This window comes from Flavobacteriales bacterium (assembly GCA_016712535.1).
Taxonomy (GTDB): domain Bacteria; phylum Bacteroidota; class Bacteroidia; order Flavobacteriales_F; family PHOS-HE28; genus PHOS-HE28.
This window is the reverse complement of the sequence record JADJQW010000003.1, coordinates 78,738-105,587: the sequence shown is the minus strand read 5'-3', so window position 1 is coordinate 105,587 and position 26,850 is coordinate 78,738. Positions and strand designations below refer to the sequence as shown.

Sequence of the window (26,850 nt, the reverse complement as noted above, 5' to 3'; positions counted from 1 at the left end):
GGGCCACGCACCGTGCGGCACGGCCTTCCGGCCGGATCATAGGGATCCTGCCCTCCTGGAGATCCGTTAATGATCGTTCACGAAGGGAACTCGATGCTCACCACGCGCGATACCGGGATGGTCATGCCGTACTTGAGCACGATGTTCTGCGCGTCGTAGGCCCAGATGGTGGTCTCCACCGCCTTGAGGCCCTCATCGTCCTGGAATACGATGCGGCATTTCCCGTGCTCGCCATTCCCGAGGCGCGTGGCCCGCTCCATCTTATGCCGGATCTCCGAATGCTCTTCGGCGCTCAACGGCAAGGCCTGGCGCGGGAATCGGAGCGATGGTATGCGCTCCTTCGGGATCATGGTATGCTGGGGCATGGCACCGGGGTTTTGGGAAGGGTGAAGTTAATGGCGTCCACGAGGGAAGCAAATCGACCTTGCGCCCCAGCCGGGTTATCGAACCGCGCCAATGCGCAGGGTCCACCGGGTGGTTGCCGTGGCCTGATAGCCCTCTCCGATGCGATGGCCCACGAGCCATGCGATCTCGCCATTGCCATTCACCAGCACGTGGACAGAATCCTTCTCGGTCCTTGGAACCTTGGCGTCGATGAGGATGTCGCTGACGAGCTTGCTGCCTCCCAATCCGATGGGCCGCATGCGGTCTCCGGGCCTCCAGGGTCTCAGGATCAGAGGATCACCCAGGCGGTCGGCATCGAGCAAGGCCACGAGCATGTCGGCTGGTGTTTCAGCCGGTGGACCGCTCTCCATGCCCCAGCAGAATCCATTGCCCGTGCCGTTCCCCGCTTGCAGATCGATCCGAATCCATGCGGCATTCGTTGGCTCCAACGGCTTCACGATGAGTGCCTCGCGATCCACGAGCACCTGGCATTCGTGACTCTCGAAGATGGCGCCCGTCACGCGTTCCGCGATGGCATCCTGCACCCGGTCAACGATGTCCGGATGGAAACCGAACCCGCGCAGGGTCGAGTAGAGGTAGATCCAGCCATGCTCATCGCCTTCAATCGAGGTGAATGGGATGCGTTGCACGAGATCGGTGCCAAGCGGCATCCCCTCAGTGTAGCGTTGAACAGCCTCATTGCCCAATTGCGTGAGGTGACGCAGGAGGCGCGCCGAGCGGGCGATGGTGCGCTGCGATCCAGGCCGGATGGACTCGAGCAGCGGCAGGAGCTCATGGCGTATGCGGTTGCGCTGGTACTGCTCGCTGGTGTTGCTCGAATCCTCCCGCCACCGGATGCCCTGCTCGCGGGCATAAGCCTCGATGTCGGAACGATGGACGAGCAGCAGCGGCCTGATGTAATCGCCCCGTCGCGGGCCCATGGCACCCCAGCCCCAGCGGCCCGTGCCGCGGAGCAGATTGATGAAGAGGGTCTCCACCACATCGTCCGCATGATGGCCGAGGGCGCAGCGCGCAGCCCCGACAGGGCCCATCATCTCATCGATCCACTCATAGCGCAGCAGGCGCGCTGCCATCTGGGTGGAGACCGGCTCTTCCGCCTTGAGCGCGCTTACATCCACGCGCGCCGAGCGGAACGCGATGCCCTCCTGCTCGCAATACGCGCGCACGAAGCCCTCATCCCCATCGCTCTCCGCGCCACGCAGTCCGTGGTTCACATGCAGGGCGGTGCACGCGTGGCCCAGCCTGCGCAGCACGTGCAGCAGCACCATGCTGTCGATGCCGCCGCTCACGGCAACGAACAAGGCCTCGCGCGGCGCCAGCAACCGTTCGCGACGGATGAAGCGCTCCACGGCATCGATCAGGTCAAATGCCATCGGCGATGCTGTTGAATTTCACGAGGCACTCCTCCCATTCCGCGGCAGGGTCGCATTTCGCGGTGAGTGCGCTGCCCGTGGGCACCGCGAGTTTCCCCGTGGACCGATCGAAGAGCACGGTGCGGATCACCACATTCAGGTCTGCCTTGCCGTCGGGGGCGAAGAAGCCCATGGTTCCGCTGTAGAGGCTGCGCGCGCGCGCCTCGTGCGCATCGATCAGCTGCATGGCGCGGATCTTCGGGGCGCCGGTCATGCTGGCCGGAGGGAAGGCGGCCTTCACCGCGTCGAATGGCGTGAATACGGGAGCGCGCTGCGCCTCGACCACGCTCACGAGTTGATGCACCCTGGGATGCGTGCGCACGCCGAAGAGCTCCGGCACCCGTACCGTGCCAGGCACCGACACGCGCGAGAAATCGTTGCGCATCACGTCTAGCGCCATCACGTTCTCGCTGCGTTCCTTGGGGTCGTTGGCCAGCTCATCGCGGAGCCTGATGTCCTGTTCAGCATCCGCTCCGCGCGGACGCGTGCCCTTCATCGGCTCACCGCGCATATGAAGGCCGTCGAAGGCGATGAAGCGCTCTGGTGAGCAGCACAAGGCGAACCGGTGGCCCATGCGATAGAAGCCCGCGAAGGGAGCATCGGTGCGCGCGAGCAGGGCGTCGAAGGCAGTGAAGGGGTCGAAGGCGTGATCGATGGCTTCGTGGGCGATGCAGTAGTTGACCTCGTAGATGTCGCCGCGCTGGATATGCCTCAGCAGGGCCTCCGCATGGAAGAGGTGGTCAGCCTTGCTCGTCGGCGATTCCCACGCGACCCGCTGTGAACCGTCTATAGCATCCGCGCGTGCCAGCAGCTCCTCGGCGAAGTCGAGACCCTTCGCGCGGTCTTCCGCATGAACGTGCAGCGACACTCCATCAGCGTCCCATTCAAGCACCCAACGCGGCACGAACCAGCTGGTCAACGGCCAATTGAAGCCATCCGCGCAGCGGCTCGTCAAGGCCTCCAGGCGATCCTTGTACCCGTAGGCCATGTGACCGAACCACCAATCTCCTGCACGGCCTGCGGCATCGAAGCGCGGCTCTTCACCCGCCTCACGCACGCCCACGGCCAGCAGCGCACGGCGCTGGTCGGCAACCCGCCGGTACTGGAACACGTCATGCCCACGTAAGGCGGTCGGATGGAAGCGGACATCGGCAGGCAAAGGGACGCGTTCGCGCATGCTTCTTTCGCCGCCGCGCCATGCTCAGGCGACGGGGCCAAGGTATCCGCGCACCGCTCACTCGATCCGCGCTCCGGCGGGTCGCGCACCGGTCCGGGCGAATCTGGATCCACCTACCTTGCGACTATCAATCGCCGGACCGCATGAACGCCAACGCTTGCCACCGAACGGCCGCCCTGCTGTGGGCTGCCTTGGCAAGCGCGACCCTTGTCCTCGGCCAAGCGCGCATCGTCTTCAACAACAACGCGTGGCTGCGAATCGACAATGGCGCATGGGTGGTGGTGGAAGAGCCCACCAACGTGGGCGTACAGACCTTGGGCACCGGCGGCAACCTCCGCAGCGAAGGGGAATTCAACCGGCTGCGTTGGCAGATCCGCAATACCGCTGGCGTTTACACCATCCCCTTCACCACGGCGAATGGCGTGAAGATGCCCTTCACGTACGAAGCCGTTGGAGGCGGGTCGAATGAGGCCCAGGCGAGCATCTGCTTCAGCACCTACAACTACGGCGGGATCGCGGGGAACAACTGGGACAACAACACCTACCGCCCTAGCGACGTCACCCACATGCACAACTACTATGTGGGCCCGCCGTCTAACAATTCCGATAACGTGGTGGACCGCTTCTGGCTGGTAGACCCCTATGCGGCGCCAGCGTTCACCTATTCCTCGAAGCCGAGCATCCGCCTCGGCTTCACGGTGGATCCCGGAGCCGCCACTGGCGATGTGCGCACCGGCAATGCGATCACCGGCGCGAGCCCGGTCGGGGCGCAACGCTTCAACCCCGGCCCGCAATGGTGGGGCGATTACTGGCCGGCCGGCACCTTCGCCACCGGCGCGGTGAACTCGGTGACGAATGTGAATGTGCCTGCTGCCGATTTCTTCCGCTCGTGGACGCTCAGCAACGTCCTTCAACCCCTGCCCGTGGAACTGCTCCGCTTCGAGGCGAACTGCGATGATGGCCGCGTCCGCCTCTATTGGAACACGGCCAGTGAGCAAGGCAGCAGCCACTTCGTCATTGAGCGCAGCGGCGATGGCGAATCGTACAGCACCATCGGACAGGTGCAGGCCGCCGGACAGAGCGTGAGCTTGGTTGATTACGCCTTCGTGGATGAGCGCCCGCTGGGCTCCGCGTACTACCGCCTTCAACTGGTTGACCTCGATGGCTCGCAGGCCGAGAGCCCTGCTGCATTCGTCCGCTGCGGCCATGGGACCATCGCATTGGTGAACGCTTGGGACAGCGACGGCCTGCTTAACCTCCTGATCGATTCGCCGCTGGAACAGACGGCATCGCTCCGCTTGCTGGACATGGCAGGCAAGCTCATCGCGCAACAGGATGGCGTTGTGCTATCCAGCGGGATCAACGCGATCGCCTTGCCGCACGACGCCGCGCATGGCCTCTACACGGTGAGCGTTCAAGCTCGCGAAGCGCTGCTCACGCGCAAGGTGCTTCTATGCCGCCCGTGAGCGCAGCCGCGGTGCGATCAGTGCGAAGGCCAACAGCGCGAAGAAGATGAGCACCGCAGCGCGGCCGATAAGGTCGCCATGGCGCACGAAGAAGGTGATCTCGGCATTGGGCTGCACCCGAGCGCTGAAGGCGGCGGGCACCCACCAGTCCGTTGCGTGAGCGATGCGGCCGCGCTCATCGACGATGCAGGAGATGCCCGTGTTCGCTGAACGCACGATGGTGCGGCGCGTCTCGATCGCGCGGAGCGAAGAGAAGGCCAAGTGCTGCCTGTAACCCGGCGATGTGCCCCACCAGCCATCGTTGGTCATCACGGCGATCAGCTCACCGCCGTTGCGCACATGCGCCGCGATGTGCTCGCCGAAGACCGATTCATAGCAGATGGCGGGCACCATGGCAAGGCCGGAAGAGGCATCGCGCAGCACGCTCCGCTCGGCTTGCTGACCGAGGCTCCCGGTAGTGCCGCCAAGGTCCAGCGCGAATTCGCCCAGCGGGCCGAGCACCTCCTCGAAAGGCATCAGCTCCACGCCGGCCACGAGCTTGCTCTTGTGATAGCTCTCGATCGCGCCTTGCGCAGGCATCCAAAGCGCCGCGTTGTACGCTTCGTACCAGTGGTTGCTTCCGCGAATGGGCCTGGCTGTGCTCGGCCGCTCGTCCCGCGGCGCGAACCACCGGTCGCTGCTCATGCCCACGAGCATGGCCGCTTGCGGGTGCGCGCGCTGGAACGCCCTGATGCGCCGCACGCTGCGAGCGCCTTCGAGATCGTTCTCCCAGAGCCCGTTGAACTCGATGCCCTGATCGGTGAAGTGCATGGTGGCGCTCTCCTGCAGGGCCGTTTCGGGGAACACCACCAAGCGCGTCTGATCGGTGATGCGCTCTTCGGCTTGCGCGAGCATGCGGTCCAATTGCTCCAGCGGATCCACCCCGCCGAACTTCTCCTTGTACGGGTCGATGTTGGGCTGCACCACAACGACCTCAATGCCGCCACCCTTGCGGAACTGCATGCGCGCGAAATCCAGCCAGGCAGAGATGGCGGATGGAACAGCGAGCAGTCCGAACGCCGGGATGCCAAAGCGCATGGCACTGCGACGCATGCTGCCCCATCGCTGGACGACGGCGTTGATCGCCAAGCACACGAGCCAGACCCAGAGTGTTCCGCCGAAGATGCCCGTGTATTCATACCACTGCACCCACGAGGGTTGCGTTCCGAACACATTGCCGATGGAGAGCCACGGCCATTGCAGGTCCCAGCCGTGATGCAGGCGCTCATAAGCGAGCCAGGCCGCAACGAGCATGAGCCTGCCCAAATCCGTACCGAGCCGTCGCTTCACCGCACGGCTCAGCCACCAGGGGATGCCCATGAGCAGCGTGTTGCCAACGACCGGGATGCCAACGCTGATCAGCTTGGTGGCCATCGGCTCGCTCACCAGATAGAACCAGTAGGTGGTGAGCGCATTCCACACGAAGAGGCCGAGCAACGCGTACGGGAGGAATGCGCGCTTTCGATCAGCTGAGCGCAGATCATGCAGGCGCTCGGCATGCAGCATGGGCAGCCAGGCTACGAAGGCAAGGGCCGACAGGCCGCCCACCGCAGGCCACGCCAACGCCCAGAGCAATCCGCTCAGCGCGGACCAGAGCAGCACTTGAGATCGCGTCGGCATCGGCGCGGGCGAAAGTACCCGCCTCAGCGCAACAGGTACATCTTGCCGAAGCCCTTGGTGAAGTACTGCGAGGCCTGTGTCTCGCGCACCTCGATGTCCTCGCCGTTGAGGCGGGCCATCACGCGGTACAGATAGACGCCGCGCGCGAGCCGGTCGCCGAACTGGTCGGTGCCGTCCCAAGCGAACTCGGTGATGTTCCGGCCCACGTACAACGGGCCGATCTCGGCCATGCTCACCTCGCGCACCACCTTGCCTGTCACCGTCATGATCTGGATCCTCAACTGCGTAGGGGGCTGCTGCCCGGTCACGGTGAACACGAAGCGCGTGCTGGTGGTGAAGGGGTTCGGGTAGTTGAGCACCTCGGTGATGGTGGGCCGGTTGATCACCTCGAAGTTCACTTGGTAGTCATTGTCGCCGCTGCGATTGCCGGAGAGGTCGTTGGCGAACACCGTGATGTTGTGCTTGCCATCGAGATTGAAGATGGGCCTGTAGTCGATGCGCGCGATGTTGTCCGGGCCGTTGGCTGGGGTGAAGCGCATGACCTCATTGCCCGCGCCATCGCGGAAGCGGATCTGCTCCTGACTGCCATCAGGCTTGGTAAGGAAGACCTTGAAGTTCGCCGTATCGGCGGGCGATTCGAGCAAGCGGATCATGTTCTCGTCGTCGAGGGTGATGCGGATCTCCGGCCTGGCGGAGACGATGTCGCCGTTGAGGATGTGGCGGCCATCGAAGGTGATGTCGAGGATCGGGTTCTCCACGTCCTGCTCCACCTCGAAGCGCCAGTAAGCGATGTTGTTGAAGTGGTACTGCTCGGCCTGGTGCGCGCGGCCGGAGCTGGAGGTCAGCGGATTCGCTTCCACCAACAGCGTGTTCCACCCACCCAGGTCCAAGGTGCTGAATCGCATGGTGTCCACCACCCACGCGCCCGCAGGCAAGGGAGGGTTCACGCGGCTGTGCACCAAGCGGCGATTGTTCGCGGCGTCGATCACCCAGCCTTCGATCAGCAGGCTATCCATGCCGAAGGCACTGATGTTCTGCACGGCAACGGCAGCGCCTGCGAGCTGTCCTTCGGCGTAGCCTTCGAGATCGTTGTACAGTCCCAAGGGCGGATGGATCGCGCATTCGGGCACCGGGTCGAAGAGCAATTGCCAGCGCTCCAGCTGCGCGGGCACGGCATCGCTCGCATTGCTGTCGTGGAAGGTGCCGCGCAGGCGCAGGATCGGGTATTGCTGCGCATCGATCACCGCGCCGAAGTCAGGCAGGGAATCCAGCGGGCTCTCGAGGTCGAGCAAAGGCACGCCGATGCTGCTGCCCGGAGGGAAGCCGATCACCTTGATGCGCGTGCTGTCGGTAGGCGAGGCCGGCACCTCATCCCAATAGAGCCCATGCCAACTGGCTGCGGGCCCGGCATTCATGGTGGTGATGTTGCCCTGCGCGAATGCGGTCTGCACCGCAATGCTGTAAACCAGTTCCTCTGTGAGCGATGTCGCGATGGTGTCGCGGAAGGTGCTGGGATCGCCCTTGCGGAAGTAGCAGATGTAAGGCACGCTGTCCTGCAAGGCATCGAAGGAGGGCAGGCCAGCGAGTTCGAGCACGCCTGCAAGTCCGGGTGCGTTCGAATTCGTCCCGAACTTGTCCAGGTGGCGCCAGGTGTAGATCAGCACGTGATGCCCGTCGGGGATCGCGCTGGTGAGCATGTTCTGCAGACCCGCCAGTTGCACGCCATCGCTGGTGTGGAAGCCGAAGTAGCCTTCGGGGCGGTTGCGGCAGCCACCATTGTTATTGTAGTTGCCGAACTGGTTCTGCGGGTTGTAAACCTGACCGGTGGCACCATTCACCCAGTAGGTGTTCCAAGGCTCCATGGTGGCCGGATCCACGACCGCCACATGATAGGCCGCCGCCCCGCAGCCTCCATAATCGACTTGGGCGAGCTCGATGCCCCAACCCGTGGCTGGGCTAGGCTGATTGCCGAGCACGTTCGCCCGCAGCGTGCGCACGCCCTCTTCGAAATCGAAGTCGCGTTCGGGCCGGTCATAGTTGATCCCTGCGTACGTGTCGTTCTTGAACTGGAAATAATGCGCCTGGCCCCAGCCCCACTTCTCAGGGATGTATTGGAAGGAGCGCTCGTACCAATTGTACTGGCCCGTGCCCGTGGCGCTGCTATCGAGGCTGCACCGCCAATAGAACACGGTGCTGTCCTGAATGCTGTTGATGCTGAAGATCGCCGAGGGGTCCCAAGACACCACGCCGCCCGGTGCCTGCAACGACGCGCTCTGCATGATGGGACTGTTGTACAGGTCCGTGGTGTCGATCTGGAACACATAGGTCCGCAACGGCGCGAACGGGTCGCCGGTGCTGGCCTTGAGGGTCATCTGCGGATCGGGCACGATCGCGTATTCGTATGGCCACACGGGGACCAGATCGCCGCTGCTGATGAAGACCGAGGTATTGGTCTGGTTGTTCGCGACATCCTCCAGCTCCGGAACGAGGTCGGGCTCCAGGTCCACGCGCACGCTCAACTGGTTGGGCCCCTGCCCGCCGGCGAAGCCGAGCACCGGCACGCGGAACACCGCCGTATCGCGCAGGTACACATTGGTAAGGGACTTATAGTACTGCGTGGCCACGCCGTTGCTGCGCGTACGCGTGAGCTCCACGCTGATGGAATTCTGCAAGGCTCGCCCCTGGTTCTCCACGATCACGCGCACGGTGAAGCTGTCGAGGTCGGCCGTGATGGTAGCGGGCTCGATCAGGATCCGGCTTGGCGCTACCGTGTAATCGGGCAGCTTGTGCTGATTGAGCGTGAGCGTGGGATCGCCCTGCAAGGCGAAGTTCTGGACGTTCCACGCGACGAGGCTCGTGGGCTGCAGCTGCTGCGAATAAAGCCCCGCATGCTTCATGTGCTCGCCGATGGACCCGCCCTGGTTCAAGCGTGAAAGGCTCTCGTACCAGGGGTTCGCGTACGACAACAAGTACTGCGTGTAGCCCTGCTCCGAAGCCGCCAAGAATGCGATGGGTCCGGCGTTCGGCGTGAGCACCCACTTCTCGCTGGCGCTGGGCGGACCGTTGCCATGGAGGTAGCCGATGTAGCAGGAATTGCCGAACACCATCGGGTGCTTGCCCGCCCACTGGTAGTTCTGCGGCTCATCGATCGTGATGTCGAAGCTGGCGCTGTAGGCGTGCGCGAGGAAGGTGAGCAAGGAGGTGCCCTTGTCGGGATCCTCGATGAAGCTGCGCACGCTATCGGCGCTGGCCTGGCTGATCACAGCCGAGCTCTGCTTCTTGAAGGGCACCACATTCGCGCCCATCAATGAATCGGCCGCGATGTTGCCGAGCCATTGCAGGCTCTGCGCATGGTTGTTGATCTCCCCTGGGCTGAATCCCCCCGCGAAGTGCAGCACGTTCTTCTGCCAGATGGCCACCGGCTGCTGTTCCGTGGCCTGAACCTTCGCCAGGTAGTTGAAGACCTCGGTGCTGGTGTTGGCGCTCAAGCGGCCAACGGGGATATCCATGCGCCGTGAATCGAAGAGCAACCCTGTGGTGAAGGCCTGGTCGGAGCTCGGGTAACCGTAGGAAGGCACCAGGCATCGCGCGTAGTTGGTGCCCACATTGGGCCGGATGCCAGGCAGGCTGGTGAAGAAGGACTGCCATGAATTGATGGACTTGCCGATGAGGAAGAGCGCACGCGGCTGCGTGCTCCAATTGTCCAGCAGGTACTTGCAGAATGCACGGATGCTGTAGGCGTGCTTGGGCACTCCGCCGCCGAACTGGTCGTAGAGCTCATCCACATCGGCCACAAGCGTGCTGTATGGATTGCGGGTGCTGCCTTCGCGATAGTTCGCATAGGCCAGGGCGCCGTCCATCAAGCTGCCATGCGTCACGATCAGGCATGGCGCTGTCCACATCCAGCGAGCCGAAATCGGTGAAGTAGCCGTTGGTGCCCACGGGGCGCAGCGCCGTCACGGACTGGATGTTCTCGAGCGCGAACACGCGCACCTTCGTGTCAGCATTACCCGGCATGCGCGGGAAAAGGCTGCGCCAGTTGCCAGCGTTGAGCGAAGGCAGCACGCGTCGAACGCTGTCGCCGAAAGCATAAACCACCGGCGTGCCCGTGAAGGCGCTGAAGTCGATCCGCATCAGCGGGTCGCTGATGGCAGGCACCTCGAAGAGCACGGGGCCCGGCCCTCCGACGCTGAAGGTGCGCGCGTAACGGATGCGCACATTGCTCACGGCCTGCCAGTCGAGGTAATTCGGCTCAGTTGCACCGATCTGGTTGAGGGAGCCGTTGTTGAGGTCGTGCGGAACGTTGTACCGGATGGTGGTGCTGGCGCCGAGCAGGCTGGCAGGCATCGTGAAGCTGCCGCGCATGGTGCGCGACCCGTTATACACTGTGTCCTTGCCCATGATGCTCAGCCCTGGGCCATAGAGCCATTGCGTGTGGTGGTTGATGTAGAAGCCGTTGCCGACGTTGTTCTGGGAGGAGGTGGTGGCCAGGACCTGTGCATCGGGCGCTCCGGCCCCGGTGTAGGCTGAAGGCGTCGCCACCGCAACATCCTGGGGCGTCACGTTATTGCCAGCACCATCCACGAAGAGCGGAAGGCCGCCGAAGCCCTCGGCCTCCAGCATGGGGCTCAGGCTGGTGCCGATGCCTGCTTGCTGAAGCTCATAGATGGAAAGACCTGACCAATAGAAGAGGTTGTACGTCTGCACGGCATTGTGCCATCCCCAGGGCTGAGCCGCATGCGAATCGTAATCGCTGTTCGCATACGCGGGCATGTGCTTCGCATCGGCAGCTGCATCCCAGGTGAGGTAGTAGCGCGCGGTATCGTTGTAGAGGCTGTAGTAGGGATTCGGATTCGCGTCCGGGTACGGGTACATCCGCTTGTCCACTTCGCCATCGGCCTTCTCCGCCCAGAACTCGATGTAGTCGCCACTGTTGAGCACGCCATCGGCTTCGCCATGCACATAAACAGGAACTTGCTGCTCCTTCCCGAAGAGCATCAGATGGCGCGCGTCCACCGTGCCGATGGGGAAGCCGCTCTGCGCAAGGGTGGCGGAATCGATACGGTAAACGCCATCGGCCCAGATGTCGAAGCGGAAATGCCTCCTGCCGTAGTCGATCCATTCGTTGCCGTGCTGCTGAGCGAAGGCAGCAGCGAGATGAAAGAGGACGACCGAGAGGAGCAGGCTTCTTCTCATGAGGAGGGCCGCTTGAAGAGATCGAAGCGCAAGGAGAAGACGTTGCTGTAGAGCGCAACGCTGTTATCGCCGATGTCGGTGAGGGCGTAGTCGATGGAGACGCTCTTGATCTTCAGGCCCACGCCGATGTTGGGCTGCAGGCTGAGCTTCTTCTTGTCGTCGATGTCGGTGACCTGCTGGAAGTTGCCCACGCCCATGCGCACGAAGATCACGCCCGCATAACCGAGCTCGAGGCCCACGCGCGGATCGGTGCTGATGGCCTTGCTCTTGATCAAGGTGTTGCGCTTGCCATCGAAGGTGTTCTCCAGATCGAGCGCCGCCACCAGGCCGAACTTGGGACCGAAGTTGAATTGGCGCGCGCCGCCCAGCACCAGCCGCGGCACCGTTACCTCCACGCTGTTCACGGGCAGTTCATTGCCGGTCTGCGTGAACACGTCGATGGTGCGCTCATCGAGCGTGTAGCTCCATGCGTTGAAGGTGCCGGTGACATCGCGCAGCACAGCGCTCAGGCGCCAAGCGTCCACCTCGTAGCGGGCGGCGGCATCGAGGCCGAAGCCCCAGGCCTTGCCGAACTCGCCCACCCGGCGGTAGATCACCTTGGCGTTGCCGCCCAAGCGCAATCCGGTGATCCGCGTCTTGCGCGCATAGCTGAGGATGAAGGCGTGATCGGCGCTGCTGAAGGTGGTGATGCGGTTGTAGTCGATGTTGCCGCTGGGGTCGATCAGCTCGATGGTGTTGGGGATGTTGTCGATGCCGAAGCGGATGAAGCTGAAGCCGATGGCGCTCACCGAATCGATGGGCTTGGCCAGCCCGATGTAGTCGTACTTGGCGATGCCCGCGAAGTATTCGCTGTGCATGGCGCCCACCTGCAGGTCGCCGCGCACGCCTAAGAGGCCTGCCGGGTTCCAATAACCGCTGGTAACATCATTCACGGCGCTCACATAGGCGCCGCCCATGCCCAAGGCCCGTGCACCTACGCCGACGGCGAGGAACTCATTGCTGTACTTCGGCGCGTCGGTCTGCGCACTGGCCCCTAGGGCGCACGCGGTGGCAAGCATCGCGGCAGCGCTGCGCATCCCCTTCATCTTCACGGTGTTCATTCAGCTTGGTATTGACGCAGCCTCCAACGGGGGGTGGCCCGGATCATTGCCCCGAAATTATCCTTCCTTCGGCCTCGATTGACATGCGGCTGCCCCGGATCCCCGATTTGCTCACCACGGCGAACCTATCCTGCGGGGTCGCCAGCATCCTCCTGGCCTCTCAAGGACAGTTAACAGCCGCGTGTGGGCTGGTGTTCATCGGGGCGCTCTTTGATGTTCTGGATGGCTTGGCGGCACGTGCGCTAGGCGGGGGAAGCGAACTGGGCAAGCAGCTGGATAGCCTGGCGGATATGGTGACGTTCGGGGTGGCGCCAGCTTTCATCTCGGCCATTGTCCCATGGAAAGCGCTGCAATTCGCGATAGATGCGCATCGCGATTTCGGTCCGCCGGCTGTTAGGCCTGGAGACTTGTTCGCAGAGCCTATCTGGGCTACCGCGCTGTGTGCCATGATGATCGCGATCGCCTCGATGTGGCGCTTGGCCAAGTTCAATAGCGATACCCGGCAAACCACAGGCTTCCTCGGACTGGCAACTCCAGCGAACGCCTTGTTGTGGGCCTCCTTCGGCATCGCCTCATGGGGAATTGGTGTTCGTTATGGCCCCGGCGCGAATGAACTGCAAAGCCATGTAGGCGCATTCATGGCCGACCCGATCCAAAAGCTCATCCTCGCCACCGCTTTGGCTGCTCTGATGCTCTCCTCCATCCCCCTCCCTTCCCTCAAATTCAAGCATATGCGGTGGAAAGGCAACGAGGTCATCTACTTGCTCTTGGGCATAGGCGCGGTGCTGGTGCTGCTGTATGGCATCCTCGCCGTTCCTTTGATCCTGATCGTGTACCTGCTCAGCCCGCTTTGGGGCAAACTCTTCCCGAAAACACAATGAAGCATCAAGCTTCAAGGCTTAAGTCTCAAGCATCAAGAGCGCCCCGATGTACTCGAAGCCTGCAGTATGAAGCTTGGTCCTTGAAGCTTGAAGCTTGAATCCTGGACCTTCCACAACTCACCTCCCCATGAAGACCTTCCGCGCCTCCATCGATGTGATGCCCCACGACAACCTGCTCGACCCGCAAGGCAAGGCCGTTACCGGCGCCATGGGCAACCTGGGCCTGCCCGAGATCACCGGCGTGCGCATCGGCAAGCACATCACCCTGCATGTTGAAGCCGCCGACAAGAAGACCGCCGAGGCCAAGGTGGATGAGGCGTGCAAGAAGCTCCTGGCCAACCAGATCATGGAGCGATTCAGTTTCCAGGTAGAAGAGGTTGGGGGTTGAAGGTTGGCCGAGGTTGAAGGTTGAGCAACCTGCATGCCTTACCAGACGGTCGTGGCCCGTGCGCCCCGGAGAACACCGGGAGCTGCAAGCACCAACCTGAATGAAGCGCAGCCTCCTCCTCGGCCTCGCCTTCGTGGCGCTCACGCTGGCGCTGCACTTCGCGCCAATCTGGGAGAACATGCTGAACCGGGGCGCCGAGACCTGGGATGAGAAGCACGCGCCGCGCGACTACATCGAGTCCGTGATAGCCGCGCACAGCGATGGCAGCGATCCCGCTTTCGCGCGAAGGCCGCTGACCACGTGGAGCATCGACCTGCTCTCGCGCTTCGGACCTGCACCGAGATCCGCATTCATCACCATCGGCTTGCTCGGCTTCTTCCTAGCCGGTCTGCTCGTGTTCCGCATTGCGCTGCAACTCGGCGCTGATCAGCGAACTGCCCTATGGTCGCAAGCGCTCTTCCTGCTGTCGCCAACAGTGATCATGGCGTGGTTCGACCCGCTCTACACCTACGACGAACCGATCCAGTATGCGCTGTTGCTCGCGGCCGTATCGCTGCTCCTTCAGCAGCGTTGGATGCTCTTCGTGCCGGTTCTGTTCATCGCGCTCATGGCCCGAGAAACGTCCTTGCTCCTGCTGCCGGCCCTCATCCTGATCGCTCGTCGCCGCCGACTGGCCTTCTTCGCTGCCCTAGTGGCAACAGTGGTGTTCGCGGCTTGGCTCGCAATCGCTCCGCAAGGCACATCCGCAGCAGAGCTAAGTGCTGATCTGGCCCGCCGCACCGGTTACCTCGCCGTCAATTTCAGCGCGGAGCGCATCGGCGAGACCATCGGCTTCCTGGTGCTCGTCCTCGCGCTTCCGCTGTTCCTGGTCCTCCGGCACCGGACCGCTGCGCCACCGGCTTGGTTCCGTGGATTCATCGTGGTGCTCGCGCTCAATGTCCCGCTCGTGCTGGTTGGCGGCTACGCGCGAGAGGCCCGGCTCTTCGCGCTGCCGCTGATCCTCGCGTGGCCATGGATCGGCATCGCGTTGCGTGAAGAAGTGAATCTGCATGGCGGATGGACCGGCCTCCTGGGCGTCTTCCGATCACCGGGTAAGGCCATCGCGCTGATCGGCATCACGGTCATCGTCGCGATCTGCGCCTACCGATCCTTCGTCCTCACTGCGACATGGCAGCAGGACAACCTCTTCCACGAATACCTGATCGCACAGCTCGCCTTCATTGCCGCGTGCGCGATGGCATCGCGGCGGCGCGTGGCCTAGATGATCAGCGCTTCCGGCGCAATTCGAAGTTCTTGCCCAGGTAGCGCAGCCGCACCTGCTCATCGCCGGCCAGCTCCTCGGCGGTGCCTTGGCGGAAGATGTTTCCCTCGATGAGCAAGTAGGCGCGGTCGGTGATGGAGAGGGTCTCGTTCACGTTGTGGTCGGTGATGAGCACGCCGATGTTGCGCTCCTTCAGCTGCCACACGATGCTCTGGATGTCCTCCACGGCAATGGGGTCCACGCCCGCGAAGGGCTCATCGAGCAGGATGAAGCGCGGCTCGATGGCCAGCGCGCGCGCGATCTCGGTGCGCCGCCGCTCGCCGCCGCTGAGCACGTCGCCCATGCTCTTGCGCACGTGCTTCAGGCTGAACTCCTCGAGCAGCTGCTCCAGTTTCATCTCCTGCTCGCGGCGGGTCTTGCCCGTCATCTCCAGGATCGCGCGGATGTTGTCCTCCACGCTGAGCTTGCGGAACACGCTGGCCTCCTGCGGCAGGTATCCGATGCCGAGCTTGGCTCGCTTGTACATGGCCAGGTCGGTGATCTCGGTATCATCGAGCATCACGCGGCCGCTGTTGGGCTTCACCAGCCCCACGATCATGTAGAAGGTGGTGGTCTTGCCCGCGCCATTGGGGCCGAGAAGGCCCACGATCTCGCCCTGGCGCACCTCAACGCTGGCGCCGCCCACCACGGTGCGGCCCTTGTAGCGCTTGACGACGTTCTCGGTGCGCAGCATCAGAAGGTGACGTTCATGCGCACCCGGAAGGCCCAGGGCTTGGTGTTCGCGTGATCCATGTAGGTGAGGCGCCGCACCATGTCGAAGCGCAGCATCTTGAAGACGTTCTCCACGCCCACGCTCACCTCAGCGAAGGGCCCGTCGCTCAGGTCGAAGGAGAACGGCAGCAGCGCCATCTCACCGAGATGCTTGCGGTCCAAGGCGCCAACGACGGCCTTGCCGCCCACCACCTCGCGCCATTTCAGCCTGCGGAAGAGCGGGATGCGGTTGAGGAAGAGGCCATCGAAATGGTGATCGATGTACACGCTGGCGTAGCGGTCGCTAACGAACTCGAAGAAGTTCATGGTGTTGAAGGCGAGCTCATCGAAGTAGAAGGTCTCGTTGCCCGCGTGGATGATGAGCAGCGGATAAGGCAGCGGCTCGCTGTACACCTGCCCGGCTTGCAGCCAATAGCGCAGGAAGCCGAAGGTGCCCATGGGAACGCGGTGGTAAAGGCGCGCACTGAGCTTGGTATAGTCGTAATCGCCGCCGAGCACGCCTTGCAGGCCCTTGGCCACCATCACTTCCAGGGAAGGGTAGCGGGTACCGAGGCTCACGCGCGTGAAATCGCCGGCCACGAACTTCTCCTTGTAGGCGAAGCGCGTGCTGAAGATGGCCTCCGTGGTGGTGATGCTGTTGAGCGCGAACGGCTCGTTGGCATCGGAGAAGGTGATGTATTCCAGCGTCCCGCGCGGGAAGAGCTCCCGGCGGCGCAGCATGAGCAGGCTGTTGAAGCCCATGAACCACTCGCGATCGAGGTAAGCGCGCCACTCATCGACCAGCGTGAGCTTGTTGTTGGGCGTTCTGCGGAAGGTGCTGGAGAGGATGTTGTCCTGACGGAAAGCATCGGTGCTCTGGCCAAGCTGCTCGAGGTCGAGCCGGTAGTAAAGGCCGCCGATCAGCCGCGGCTCCTTGGTGATGAACCCGCGTCCGCCGAAGCCGTACTTGAACACGCCATCGGTGGTGCCATAAGCGGTGTAGCCCTCGAGTTCCACACGCCTGCTCCATTGGCTGCTGGTGCGCAGGCCGAGCCGGAATCGATTGCCTTCGACCGGGTTGAAGCTGTAGGTGGTGAAATACGGGCCCAGCTCCACGTCGCCCAACGGGTAGTAGCCCGTGATCGCTGTGTTCACGATGTCAATGTAGGTGCGGAAGCGCGGGATCTGCTTCATCGTGTCCACCATGTGGTAGATGTCGCTCTCCTTCTTCGAGAGCTGCTCATGGCGATGCGTGTCCCAGAAGTCGGCGCCCAGGCTCAGAGGCTCGATGGCCATCACCACTTCCTCCGCGCCCTCGTACACCGCGGCGTCCTTCAGCTCGTTGATGGTGAAATCGCGATAGCTCGCGGTGCGCCGGCCATAGAGGCCCTGCACGGGATGCTTGTTGGGCTTGCCCGCATCGCGCACGATGTTGAGGTCCACCACCAGTTCATCCTTGGAGAGCATCCACACCTCGGGCTTCACCTGATCGTACTCCTGCTTCACCCAGAATCCCTGGACGAAGTTGAGGTTCGCCTTCTCAGGGATGCCGGCCTCGATGCGGCGAACGGCATACGTGGTGTCATTGATCCACATGGTGCCAGCGAAAGCGAGCTCTTGCGGGCGCTTGGGCTTGAAGTCGAGGCGGTAGCACCAGAACCTGCCCACGAAGGCGCTATCGGTGAGGTAGTAGTCGTAGTAGCCCTTGCCGCCGTCGGCGATGGGGCTTATGAAGTTCCTGCCGAAGATGACCAGGAAGTTGTCGTAGATGTTCACGTTCTGGTACATGTCGCCCATGAACTGCGAGATGCTCTCGTTCTCCATGCCGCTCACCTTGGTGCCACGGATGAATTCCTTGCGGGCACGGGGCTTCTGGCGGTACACCACCTCGCTGAGGCTCTCGGTCATGAAGATCGGCAGGTAAGGCTTCGCGCCAGTGCTGTCGATGTTGTCGAAGATGAAGGCGAAGGGCCTGAAGATCCTCTTCTCGGTGAACTCCTTGCTGATGTTGTTCAGGTCGAACTCCACTTTGTTGTAGGCCTCGAAGCTGTACGCCTCGAGCTTCTCACGGTTGTTCGCGGGCTTGCTGCGCACCACCCGTCGCAGGATCTCGAAGGCGGGGTTCTCGCCGCTGGGCTTGATCACCACTTCACCCAGCGCGGTGGCGCTGGGATCGAGCTTCACATCGATCACCTGCGCCTTGTCGCGCCGCACGGCCATCATGCGCGGAACGTAGCCGATGAAGGAGAAGAGCAGGCTGTCGGTGGCATAGTACGTATCGATGCTGTACGCGCCGTTGATGTCGGTGGTGGTGCCCACACGGCTGTCGCGGAACAGGATGTTCACGGATGGAAGGGTCTCCCCCGTGACCGCATCAGTGACGATGCCGCTCACGCGCGTGCTCTGCGCACCGGCAATGTTGCCGGCGAAAGCCATGAGCGCGACAGCCGCGCTGCGGATCAACGCACGGATCATGCGCCGTGGAGTTTTGCCGCAGCGGAGGCCCGCAACCGCTGGCGCTCGGTCCGCGCGCTGATGAGGATGCCCACTTCATAGAGCAGCATGAGCGGCCCGGCCACAAGGATCTGGCTGATGACGTCGGGCGGAGTGAGGATGGCGGCGAGCACAAGAAGCCCTACGAAGGCATGCTTCCGGTACTTGCGCAGCAAGGCTGGGCCCACGAGCCCCAGCTTGGAGAGCACATGCACCAGCAGGGGCAGCTCGAAGACCAGGCCCGTCCAGACGGTGACTTGTGTCACGATCCCGATGAAGCTCTCCAGCGCGAAATTGTTCGCCACGGTCGGGCTCACCTGATAAGTGCCGAAGAACTGCACCGTGAGCGGCGCCAGGAGGAAATACCCGAAGAGAACGCCCAGCGTGAAGAGCACGGAGCCCACGCCAACGAACATGCTTGATGCCCTCCGCTCCTTCTCGCTGAGGCCAGGCGCGATGAATCGCCACAACTCCCATAGAATGTAGGGGAAGGCCAGGATGAAGCCGCCTACGAATGCCACCGCGAGGTGCGTCATGAACTGGCCGCTCACCGGGAGGTTCTGCAGCGTGAAGCCCAGGTCGTTGATGCATAGCTCGGGCATGCCCACCCATTCGCCGACGCGGCAAAAGGCCCGGTACGTGATGAAGCCGGGGTCGCGAGCAGCGAGCACGATCTCCTCGAACATGAATCGCTTGAAGATGAAGGCCAGCACGAATCCTACGGCAACGGCGATGGCCGAGCGCACCAGGGTCCAACGGAGCTCCTCCAGGTGCTCCAGGAATGTCATTTCGTTGCCAGCCCTTGCCAATCGCGGGGAAAACGGCCTTAGCGGCCCGGCCAAAGATAGACGCGGCCCATCGCGCGGGCCTTCGCCGGCGGAGCACTTTTCAACGCGCCTCTTCGATCATTGCGCTTAACGAACGTTGGGATGGGGCTAATTGTTGAACGGAGCCGCCGCCATACATTCGAGCGTTCAATCTCAAGGCCGAGGCACCGGCCATTCATATCATGATGATCAACATCGACCTGACGCCCAAAGCGGCGCTCGAGCAGTTCTTCGGCTTCAAGAAGTTCAAAGGTGAGCAGGAGGCCATCGTCCAGAGCGTCCTCGATGGGCGCGACACCTTCGTGATCATGCCCACAGGCGGCGGCAAGAGCCTCTGCTACCAGCTGCCCGCCATCATGATGGAGGGCACCGCCATCGTGGTGAGCCCCCTTATCGCCTTGATGAATAACCAGGTGGACGCCTTGCGCGGCTTCAGCGACGTGGAGGGCGTGGCGCACTTCCTCAACAGCTCGCTCACCCGCAACGAGACCTTGCGCGTGCGCGAGGACATCGCCGCCGGGCGCACCAAGATCCTGTACGTGGCGCCCGAGAGCCTCACCAAGAAGGAGAACACGGAGTTCCTGCGCGACATCAAGATCAGCTTCTTCGCCATCGACGAAGCGCACTGCATCAGCGAATGGGGCCACGACTTCCGCCCGGAGTACCGCCGCCTGCGCACCATCTTCAACGAGATCCAGGGCGTTCCGGTCATCGCCCTCACGGCAACCGCCACGGAGAAGGTGCAAGAGGACATCCTCAAGAACCTCGACATCCCCGATGCCGTGGTTTACAAGGACAGCTTCAACCGGCCGAACCTCAACTACGAGATCCGCCCCAAGAAGGACGTGCAGCGCGAGATCATCCGCTTCATCAAGCAGCACGCCGGCAAGAGCGGCATCGTCTATTGCCTCAGCCGGAAGAAAGTGGAGGAGACCGCCCAGATGCTCAACGTCAATGGCATCAAGGCCCTGCCCTACCACGCCGGCATGGACGCCAGCCAGCGCGCCAGCCATCAGGATCAATTCCTCATGGAGGATGTGGACGTGATCGTGGCCACCATCGCCTTCGGCATGGGCATCGACAAGCCCGATGTGCGCTTCGTCATCCACCACGACATCCCCAAGAGCCTGGAGAGCTATTACCAGGAGACCGGGCGCGCCGGGCGCGATGGCGGTGAGGGCAAGTGCGTGGCCTTCTACAGCTACAAGGACATCGAGAAGCTCGAGAAGTTCCTGCAAGGCAAGCCCGTGGCCGAGCAGGAGATTGGCCGACAGCTGCTGGCCGATACCGTGAGCTTCGCCGAGACCAGCATGTGCCGCCGCCGATTCCTGCTCTACTACTTCGGCGAGGTGTACGGCAAGGACAACTGCAAGAGCTGCGACAACTGCCTGAACCCGCGCGAGCAATTCGAGGCCAAGGATGACCTGGCCCTGGTGCTGCGCGCCGTGAAGGAGAGCAAGGAGCGCCACCGCTCCAAGTTCATCTGCGACCTGCTCACCGGCACGGAGACCAGCGAGATCAAGAACTACAAGGGCGACAAGCTCAAGGTCTATGGCGAAGGTGAGGGCGAGGGCAAGGACAACCACTACTGGATGGCGATCGTGCGCCAGGCCGTGGTGGGCGGCTTCCTGCACAAGGACATCGAGACCTATGGCAACCTCAGCCTCACCGAAGCCGGCAAGAAGTTCCTGGCCAAGCCCGTGTCCATCAAGTTCGTGAAGGAGCGCGACTACAGCGACTTCGAGGGCGGCGTGGACGACGAGCCGATCGTGCGTGCGGGCGCTGCTGCCGATGAGAAGCTCATGGCCATGCTCAAGGACCTGCGCAAGCAGCAGGCGCACAAACTGAAGCTGCAGCCCTGGGTGCTCTTCCAGGACCCCTCGCTCGAGGAGATGACCATGCGCTACCCTATCACCATCGACGAGCTCACGCAGATCACCGGCGTCGGGCCCGGCAAGGCGCAGAAATTCGGGAAGCCTTTCGTGGACCTGATCGCCAAGTACGTCGAAGAGAACGACATCGAGCGCGAGGCCGAGGTCACCGTGCGGAACGTGGTGAACAAGAGCATGAACAAGGTGCACATCATCCAGAACATCGATAAGCGCATCCCGCTCGAATCCATCGCCCGCAGCAAGAACCTGAGCATGCCCGCTTTCCTCACCGAGCTCGAGAGCATCGTGATGAGCGGCACCAAGCTCGATATCAATTACCAGCTCAACGACATCCTGGAGGCCGACTCGCAGCAGGATATCATGGACTACTTCCGCAATGCAGAGACGGACGACATCGAGGCCGCGCACCAGGAGTTCGATGGCGACTACAGTGAGGAGGAGCTGCGCATGATGCGCCTGAAGTTCATGAGCGAGGTGGCCAATTGAAGAAGGTTGAGCAGGTTGAAGGTTCAGTGCCTTTCGAGTTGCAGCGACGCATCAATGAGCCCCGATGATCTCGGCCTGGTTGCCAAGCATGTGATGAAGCTGCTCGTGGAGCGCCGCTTCGAGGAACTGGAAGAAGCTTCTGGCGGCGCCGGCCTCAGCGCCGACGACATGGAAGGCGCCCTTGACGATATCGGCGCAGCCCTGGTGATGCCGGCAGAGACCGTCTGGCGCGAGATCAGGCCACGAGCAGTGCGCAACGTGCCCGATGCCTTCGAGCTGAGCTTAGACCTATGGACCAAGGGTGGCCGCTCCGGAAGCAGCGTGGAGCTGATGGTTCAGCTGCGCGGCGGAAGGCCGGTGGTGATGGTTGAGGATATCATCGTGAATTAGGCGTTGGATGATCGGCGATGCCTTCATCGTGATCGCCTTCTGGATCCTGTTCCTCGGATGGCTGGCCATCATGCGCATCCAGCATAGGAATCTGAAGCAGCATCGACATGCGATCAGCACGGCTGCTTTCTTCCTCGTCGTGATGACCGCGGTTCATGGGGCGCTATTGGGCTGAATCGCCTAGCCCAGCTCGCTCAACGCTCCCGCCACCATCATCCTTGCCCCCACCATCAGCGCGTCCTCATCAATGTCGAAGGCCGCCGTGTGCAGGCCGCTCTGCGTTCCGGGCTTCGCCGGATTGCCGGTGCCCAGGCGGAAGAAGCAGCCAGGCATGACATGGGTGTAATAAGCGAAGTCCTCCGCGCCCATGCGGATGTCCATGTCCACCACGTTCTCGGCGCCGACCAAGCCAACGGCAACAGCTCGCAAGCGCGCGGTCAATTCCGGGTCGTTCTTCACCACCGGTGATCCCTTGACCAGCCGGAACTCGCAATCGCCGTTCATTCCGTGCGCCACCTCGCTCGCCACGCGCGGCAGCATCTGGTGCAGGCGCGCGCGCAGGTCCTCGTTGAAGGTGCGCAAGGTGCCATCGATGCTCACGGTATCCGGGACGATGTTCGTCGCGCCGTTCGCGATCAGCTTGCCGAAGCTGATCACCATGGGTTCGCCGTTGGGCACGATGGCTCGAGCCTCCTCGTAGAGCCTTGGCAGCAATGCAGCTGCGATGAGGATCGGATCCACGAGCTTGTCGCGCTGCGCGGCATGGCCTCCCCTACCCTTCACGGTGAGATAGAGCTCATCGGCGGCCGCCATGAATGGTCCACTGCGGAAGCCGAGCTTGCCCACGGGCAATTCGGGCGTGACGTGCTGCCCGATGATGCCTTGCGGCTCAGGGTCCGCCAGCGCGCCTTCCTTCACCAGGAGCGATGCGCCGCCCGGCTCTTTCTCTTCGCCCGGCTGGAACACGAGCATCACGGTGCCGCTCCATTCGCTCCGCATCCGGTGCAATGCGATGCCCGCACCGAGCACCATGGCGGTGTGCGCATCATGGCCGCAAGCGTGCATCACGCCGGGATCCAACGAACAGTAATCAGGTTTGCCCAGCTCGGTGATCGGCAGGGCATCAAGGTCCGCGCGCAGAGCGATGCAACGATCGCTGGCGGTCTTCTCCCCGCGCACCACGGCGATCACGCCGGTTCCGTCCGCATCGGGCGCGAGCCTCGCAGCACCCTCGCGCACCTCCATGCCTTCCTTCTTCAGCACCCCGGCCACGAAGGCTGCCGTGCCATGCTCCTGGAAAGAGAGCTCCGGATGCCGGTGCAGGTGCCGGCGCCAGGCGATCATGTCCGCATGCAAAGCGGCAATGGCCTTATTGACGTAGGGCATCACTTGCCGAGGATGAGCTTGATGGCGACGAACAGCATCACCACGCCGAAGATGCGCTTCACCATGTCAGCCGGCAGCGCCAATGCGCCCTTGCTTCCGAAATAGCCGCCCGCAACGAAGGCCGCAGCGATGATGCCCACCACCTTCCAGTCGATCATGCCTTCCTTCCAGTAGTTGCGCACGGCGAGGAAGACCACGGGCAGCATGAGCACCGCGAGGCTGGTGCCCTGCGCCTGGTGCTGGTTGTAATGCAAGAGCCAGATGAGCGCGGGCACCATGATGATGCCGCCTCCCACGCCCACGAATCCGCTCAGGATGCCCGCGAGCAGGCCTACGATGATGAGCAGGCCGATGGTCTGCGCGTCGAGCTGCATCAGATGTCGAGGCTGAGCGAGAAATGGAACACCTGCGGGAGGGTCACGCCATCGTCGATGCCCCAGGCCCAATCGGCGCGGATGAAGTAGCCGAGCAGGCGCGTGCGCAGGCCGAAGCCGTAGCTGGCGAGGATCGGCTCACGCGTGCTGTTGAGCGTGATGGTGAGCGGATTGCGGCTAATGACCAGGCGATTGAAGCTGTTGTCGTCAGCGTACGGGTCGCTGCCGGTCCACGCCGCGCCGATGTCCCCGAAGGCAGCCACCTGCAAGTGGTTGATGAAGTCGGACTTGATGGGACGGTTGAGCAGGTAACGGAAGATGGGCACGCGCACCTCATTGTTGATCACGGCGAAGCTGGTCCCGTTGCGCGCGTTGTAGAAGAAGCCGCGCATGGGCGTGCTCAATGTCTGGTACTGGTAGTTCTGCGTGAAGTCGATGGGGATGCTCGGATCGAACTTGGCGAACATCCAATTGTCCACGCCGCCCAGGAAGTGCAGGATCCGGCGGCTCCCCAGCGAAGTCGCGCCCGCGATGCGCGAGACCCAGATCAGGTCGCGGTGAAGCCGCATGGAATGCCGCAGGTCAGTGCCGAGCACCTGCATGTCGCCCTTGCGCTCCGGGTTCTGATAGTACTCACCGAAGACCTTCAGCTTCCAGCCCGTCCACAGATTGAGGCCGCGCGGCATGCTGCTATCATAGACCCATTCGAGCTTGGCCCCGGCCATGTGGTCCACATTGTTGGGCGTGGCCAGGCTGAGTGGATCGATGCTCTGCTGCACGAAGCGGTCGTGGCGGTACATGATCGAGGCGCGCACGCTGGCCAGCTCGCTGAAGGGATAACTGAGCTGGTAGCGCACGTTGTGCGAATGCACTTTCACGATGCCTGCGCTGTTGATCCCTTGGAAGGCTTGCCGCTGGAAGGAGATGCGCTTGTCGACCCGGTGCTTGAGGTTCTCGTAGGCGAGCAGATAGTCGTTGTTGTTGAGGTCGAGGGCCAGGCGGAACCCGCCCACCACCCGGTGGTCCTCGAAGAGGTCGTGCGCGGCCATGCGCGTAAGCCCGCTCAGGCCGGGATTGATGCCGGCCTGGCCCGAGAAGGGCTGGTAGAACTGGTTGCTGTAGCTGTTGTCCACCTGCGTCACCACACGGTCGATGGTGAAGTTGAGGTTGTAATTGCGCTGCTCAGGGTAAACGAACGGCTGCCGCGAGCTATCCGCTTGGGCTTCTGCCGGACGGGGCCTTGCTGGCTGCGGTGCCTGATTGGGCTGGGGCGCCCCGGGCTTCTCGTCGCTGAAAATATAGCGGCGCACATCGAAACCGCCTTCGCCCGCACCGCGCGGATGCTGGGGCCGCACCTTGACCACGTTGCCCGAATCCTCGCTCACGGTGTCCTGCAAAGGAGCGCCAGGATCGGATGGAGCAGCGGGGGGCAGGCCCAATGCGCCCGTCGGACCGGCATCGGCGGTTCGGCCTTGGTAGAAGCGGTAGCGGCCGCCCCGGAGTTGCAGCGCGGTGTATCGGCCACGATCGCTGCGCACATGATGCTCGAGCAGGCCGCGCTTAAGGTCGGTAAGGCGGTCCTCAACGGTGAAGTAGCGGTAATGCACCGTGGTGTCGATGAAGCTGATGGTGCTGTCGTAACGGACGCTGAATCGATTGGCCACGCCATCAAGGTCACTGAGGAAGGTGTAGCCGACGCTGTCGAGTTGGAACGGTTGCGCCTCGCTAAGGTCTGGCGTGTCGGTAAGGCGGGTGAGCACCCTTCCACGGCGCTCGAGGTCGAGCAGGAAGATGTCCTTGTGGCCGCGCTGCGCTACGATGTCCTTCATCACGCGCAGGGTATCGTCCGTGCGATCGCTGCTGAATATCACGCGGCGACCGCCATCCACGAAGCGCGGTTCAAGGTCGTCCCACGGGTCATCGGTCAGCGGATCGCTGCGATTGGCCAACACGTTGAAGATGTAGAGGTCCGTGCGGCCCTCGCGCACGCCGCTGAGCACCATGGTGCGGCCATCGGGCGCGTAATCCATGCTCAGCACCTTCTCCAGCATCAGCATGTCGCGCTCGCTGGTCTTGCGGTCGTCGAGGGTGTAGGTGCGGAATCGCAATTCGCCCTTTCGCTCCACCACGTAGCTCAGGGCCTTGCTGCTGGGATGCCAGGCCAGCACCGGGTAGCTGCGGTCGATGATCCGGTCTATCTTCTTCTCGCCCTTGATGATGCGGCGTGTCTTGCCTGTGGCGATCTCACGGACCCACACCTTGTACTGTCCCAGCTCATTGCTGGTCCACGCGAGCCATCGGCCATCGGGGCTCTGCTGGAACTGCGCGTAATGGCGCTGCCGCTTGGTCTTGATCGGCAGCGGCTCAAGGCTGAAGTCCTGGCGGTAGCGGTCCTCCTCGCCGAAACGGCTGCGGTAATGCTCGAGGCATTCGGCAAGAAGGGTCTTGAGCGATACGCCGAGCACATAGAGGAACCCGCTCTCGGCGTTGCGGCTCACGCGGGTCATGTACAGGATGTTGGGGATCACGGCAGGACCGTACACCTCGGCCACGTAGCGCCAGAGCATGTGCCCGGCCATGCGCGCATCCTCGCCCTCGAGGCGATTGAAGCGATCGTAGCGCCCGCTCATCACGGCATCGCGCACGCGGTTGGCGGTGGCCGCATCCCAACGGCGGCCATGATAGCTGATGATGCCCTGCGTGTACCATTCGGGCAGGGAAAGGAAGGTGCTGCTGCGCAGGATCTCCCGCCAGTTGCCGCCGAACATCATCTGATCGATGATCACGTGCGCGATGCCCGATCGGATCTGCTGGTCAAGCAAGGCGTGGTCGCCCTCGAAGTACACGAAGATCTTGGTGCCCACGATCCGCGTGAGGCCGCCGATGTTGGTCTGGTCGGTCATGCCTTCGAGACCGATGTTGCTCTGGCGGAAATCGGTGAGCGAGTTGTATACGATGAACTGCAGGCGCTCGTCGATCGCGAAGTCAAAGGCCGTTTGAAGCTCGCTCAGGTGCCGCTTCGCTGCTTGCGCCGTGAAGCGCGCCAAGTCACGGCCCTCGGTGTAGAAATACACCTCCATGCCCTGGAAGCGGTACTGCTGCCAGAAGAACTCCTGGTACTGCACGCGGTTCTTTCCGTACTCCTGCTGCGTGCCCTGATAGAACTGCGCGCGCGCGCCGGTCGGCAGCAAGGCCAAAAGGAGGAGGGCAATGACGCTTCGCACGTGGATCGAACGGGCGGCTGAAGGTAGCACCTTTGCACGCCTCGGCCCGTCCGCTCCTTGTCGCAGGCCGCACCGCTCTGCCG

20 protein-coding genes are annotated in these 26,850 nt (G+C 62.8%); 7 read left to right on the top strand and 13 right to left on the bottom strand.

The annotated features are described in order from the left end of the window. Positions 1 to 77 precede the first annotated feature (77 nt). From IPK70_10615 to IPK70_10605, 3 genes are all read right to left on the bottom strand, one after another. The gene (locus IPK70_10615) at positions 78 to 365 is read right to left on the bottom strand and encodes a hypothetical protein (protein ID MBK8227613.1); all 288 of its coding nucleotides are present in this window, start codon (positions 363 to 365) and stop codon (positions 78 to 80) included. A gap of 75 nt (positions 366 to 440) precedes the next feature. Then, positions 441 to 1,778, bottom strand: a complete 1,338-nt coding sequence (tilS, locus tag IPK70_10610) for a tRNA lysidine(34) synthetase TilS (protein ID MBK8227612.1) — start codon at positions 1,776 to 1,778, stop codon at positions 441 to 443. Then, entirely contained in the window at positions 1,768 to 2,994 is a 1,227-nt protein-coding gene (locus IPK70_10605; protein ID MBK8227611.1) for an anthranilate synthase component I family protein, read from the bottom strand. The genes tilS and IPK70_10605 overlap by 11 nt, the downstream gene beginning before the upstream one ends. Positions 2,995 to 3,137: 143 nt before the next feature. Here IPK70_10605 and IPK70_10600 point away from each other — a divergent pair, with 143 nt between their 5' ends. Beyond that, on the top strand, positions 3,138 to 4,460 hold the full coding sequence (locus tag IPK70_10600; GenBank protein MBK8227610.1) for a hypothetical protein: 1,323 nt from the start codon (positions 3,138 to 3,140) through the stop codon (positions 4,458 to 4,460). On the opposite strand, the gene lnt is transcribed toward IPK70_10600, so the two are convergent. The 4 genes from lnt to IPK70_10580 are packed head-to-tail and all read right to left on the bottom strand — an operon-like array spanning position 4,446 to position 12,391. Further along, positions 4,446 to 6,119 (bottom strand): apolipoprotein N-acyltransferase, encoded by a 1,674-nt coding sequence (gene lnt, locus IPK70_10595; GenBank protein MBK8227609.1) that lies wholly within the window; start codon positions 6,117 to 6,119, stop codon positions 4,446 to 4,448. The genes IPK70_10600 and lnt overlap by 15 nt on opposite strands. 23 nt (positions 6,120 to 6,142) lie before the next feature. Continuing rightward, positions 6,143 to 9,979, bottom strand: coding sequence for a hypothetical protein (locus IPK70_10590; protein ID MBK8227608.1), 3,837 nt, complete (start codon positions 9,977 to 9,979; stop codon positions 6,143 to 6,145). Beyond that, the gene (locus IPK70_10585; GenBank protein ID MBK8227607.1) at positions 9,897 to 11,315 is read right to left on the bottom strand and encodes a hypothetical protein; all 1,419 of its coding nucleotides are present in this window, start codon (positions 11,313 to 11,315) and stop codon (positions 9,897 to 9,899) included. The genes IPK70_10590 and IPK70_10585 overlap by 83 nt, the downstream gene beginning before the upstream one ends. Then, positions 11,312 to 12,391, bottom strand: a complete 1,080-nt coding sequence (locus tag IPK70_10580) for a PorV/PorQ family protein (GenBank protein MBK8227606.1) — start codon at positions 12,389 to 12,391, stop codon at positions 11,312 to 11,314. The genes IPK70_10585 and IPK70_10580 overlap by 4 nt, the downstream gene beginning before the upstream one ends. A 29-nt stretch (positions 12,392 to 12,420) precedes the next feature. Between IPK70_10580 and IPK70_10575 the strand changes: the two genes are divergently transcribed. The 3 genes from IPK70_10575 to IPK70_10565 all read left to right on the top strand — a co-directional run bounded on the left by IPK70_10575 (position 12,421) and on the right by IPK70_10565 (position 14,945). Then, positions 12,421 to 13,296 carry a CDP-alcohol phosphatidyltransferase family protein gene (locus IPK70_10575; GenBank protein ID MBK8227605.1) on the top strand — a complete coding sequence of 292 codons (876 nt, stop codon included), beginning with the start codon at positions 12,421 to 12,423 and terminating at the stop codon, positions 13,294 to 13,296. 127 nt (positions 13,297 to 13,423) lie between these two features. Then, entirely contained in the window at positions 13,424 to 13,684 is a 261-nt protein-coding gene (gene purS / locus IPK70_10570; protein ID MBK8227604.1) for a phosphoribosylformylglycinamidine synthase subunit PurS, read from the top strand. 100 nt (positions 13,685 to 13,784) lie between these two features. Beyond that, the gene (locus tag IPK70_10565; protein MBK8227603.1) at positions 13,785 to 14,945 is read left to right on the top strand and encodes a hypothetical protein; all 1,161 of its coding nucleotides are present in this window, start codon (positions 13,785 to 13,787) and stop codon (positions 14,943 to 14,945) included. Positions 14,946 to 14,949: 4 nt separating this feature from the next. On the opposite strand, the gene lptB is transcribed toward IPK70_10565, so the two are convergent. From lptB to tatC, 3 genes are read right to left on the bottom strand one after another with little or no spacing between them, the layout of a single operon-like run. Beyond that, entirely contained in the window at positions 14,950 to 15,681 is a 732-nt protein-coding gene (gene lptB, locus IPK70_10560; GenBank protein MBK8227602.1) for an LPS export ABC transporter ATP-binding protein, read from the bottom strand. After that, the gene (locus IPK70_10555; protein MBK8227601.1) at positions 15,678 to 18,170 is read right to left on the bottom strand and encodes a carboxypeptidase-like regulatory domain-containing protein; all 2,493 of its coding nucleotides are present in this window, start codon (positions 18,168 to 18,170) and stop codon (positions 15,678 to 15,680) included. The genes lptB and IPK70_10555 overlap by 4 nt, the downstream gene beginning before the upstream one ends. After that, positions 18,167 to 18,976, bottom strand: a complete 810-nt coding sequence (gene tatC / locus IPK70_10550; protein MBK8227600.1) for a twin-arginine translocase subunit TatC — start codon at positions 18,974 to 18,976, stop codon at positions 18,167 to 18,169. The genes IPK70_10555 and tatC overlap by 4 nt, the downstream gene beginning before the upstream one ends. Positions 18,977 to 19,197: 221 nt before the next feature. Between tatC and recQ the strand changes: the two genes are divergently transcribed. Genes recQ through IPK70_10535 form a run of 3 tightly spaced genes read left to right on the top strand, consistent with a single transcriptional unit; the run spans position 19,198 to position 21,958 of the window. Next, positions 19,198 to 21,393, top strand: a complete 2,196-nt coding sequence (gene recQ, locus IPK70_10545; protein MBK8227599.1) for a DNA helicase RecQ — start codon at positions 19,198 to 19,200, stop codon at positions 21,391 to 21,393. A gap of 54 nt (positions 21,394 to 21,447) precedes the next feature. After that, entirely contained in the window at positions 21,448 to 21,783 is a 336-nt protein-coding gene (locus IPK70_10540) for a hypothetical protein (GenBank protein ID MBK8227598.1), read from the top strand. Positions 21,784 to 21,790: 7 nt separating this feature from the next. Continuing rightward, a complete protein-coding gene (locus tag IPK70_10535; GenBank protein ID MBK8227597.1) occupies positions 21,791 to 21,958 on the top strand; it encodes a hypothetical protein in 168 nt (55 codons plus the stop codon). 5 nt (positions 21,959 to 21,963) lie between these two features. On the opposite strand, the gene IPK70_10530 is transcribed toward IPK70_10535, so the two are convergent. Genes IPK70_10530 through IPK70_10520 form a run of 3 tightly spaced genes read right to left on the bottom strand, consistent with a single transcriptional unit; the run spans position 21,964 to position 26,767 of the window. Further along, positions 21,964 to 23,169 (bottom strand): amidohydrolase, encoded by a 1,206-nt coding sequence (locus tag IPK70_10530; GenBank protein MBK8227596.1) that lies wholly within the window; start codon positions 23,167 to 23,169, stop codon positions 21,964 to 21,966. After that, positions 23,169 to 23,543, bottom strand: coding sequence for a sulfite exporter TauE/SafE family protein (locus tag IPK70_10525; protein ID MBK8227595.1), 375 nt, complete (start codon positions 23,541 to 23,543; stop codon positions 23,169 to 23,171). The genes IPK70_10530 and IPK70_10525 overlap by 1 nt, the downstream gene beginning before the upstream one ends. After that, positions 23,543 to 26,767 (bottom strand): PD40 domain-containing protein, encoded by a 3,225-nt coding sequence (locus IPK70_10520; protein MBK8227594.1) that lies wholly within the window; start codon positions 26,765 to 26,767, stop codon positions 23,543 to 23,545. The genes IPK70_10525 and IPK70_10520 overlap by 1 nt, the downstream gene beginning before the upstream one ends. Positions 26,768 to 26,850: the final 83 nt, after the last annotated feature.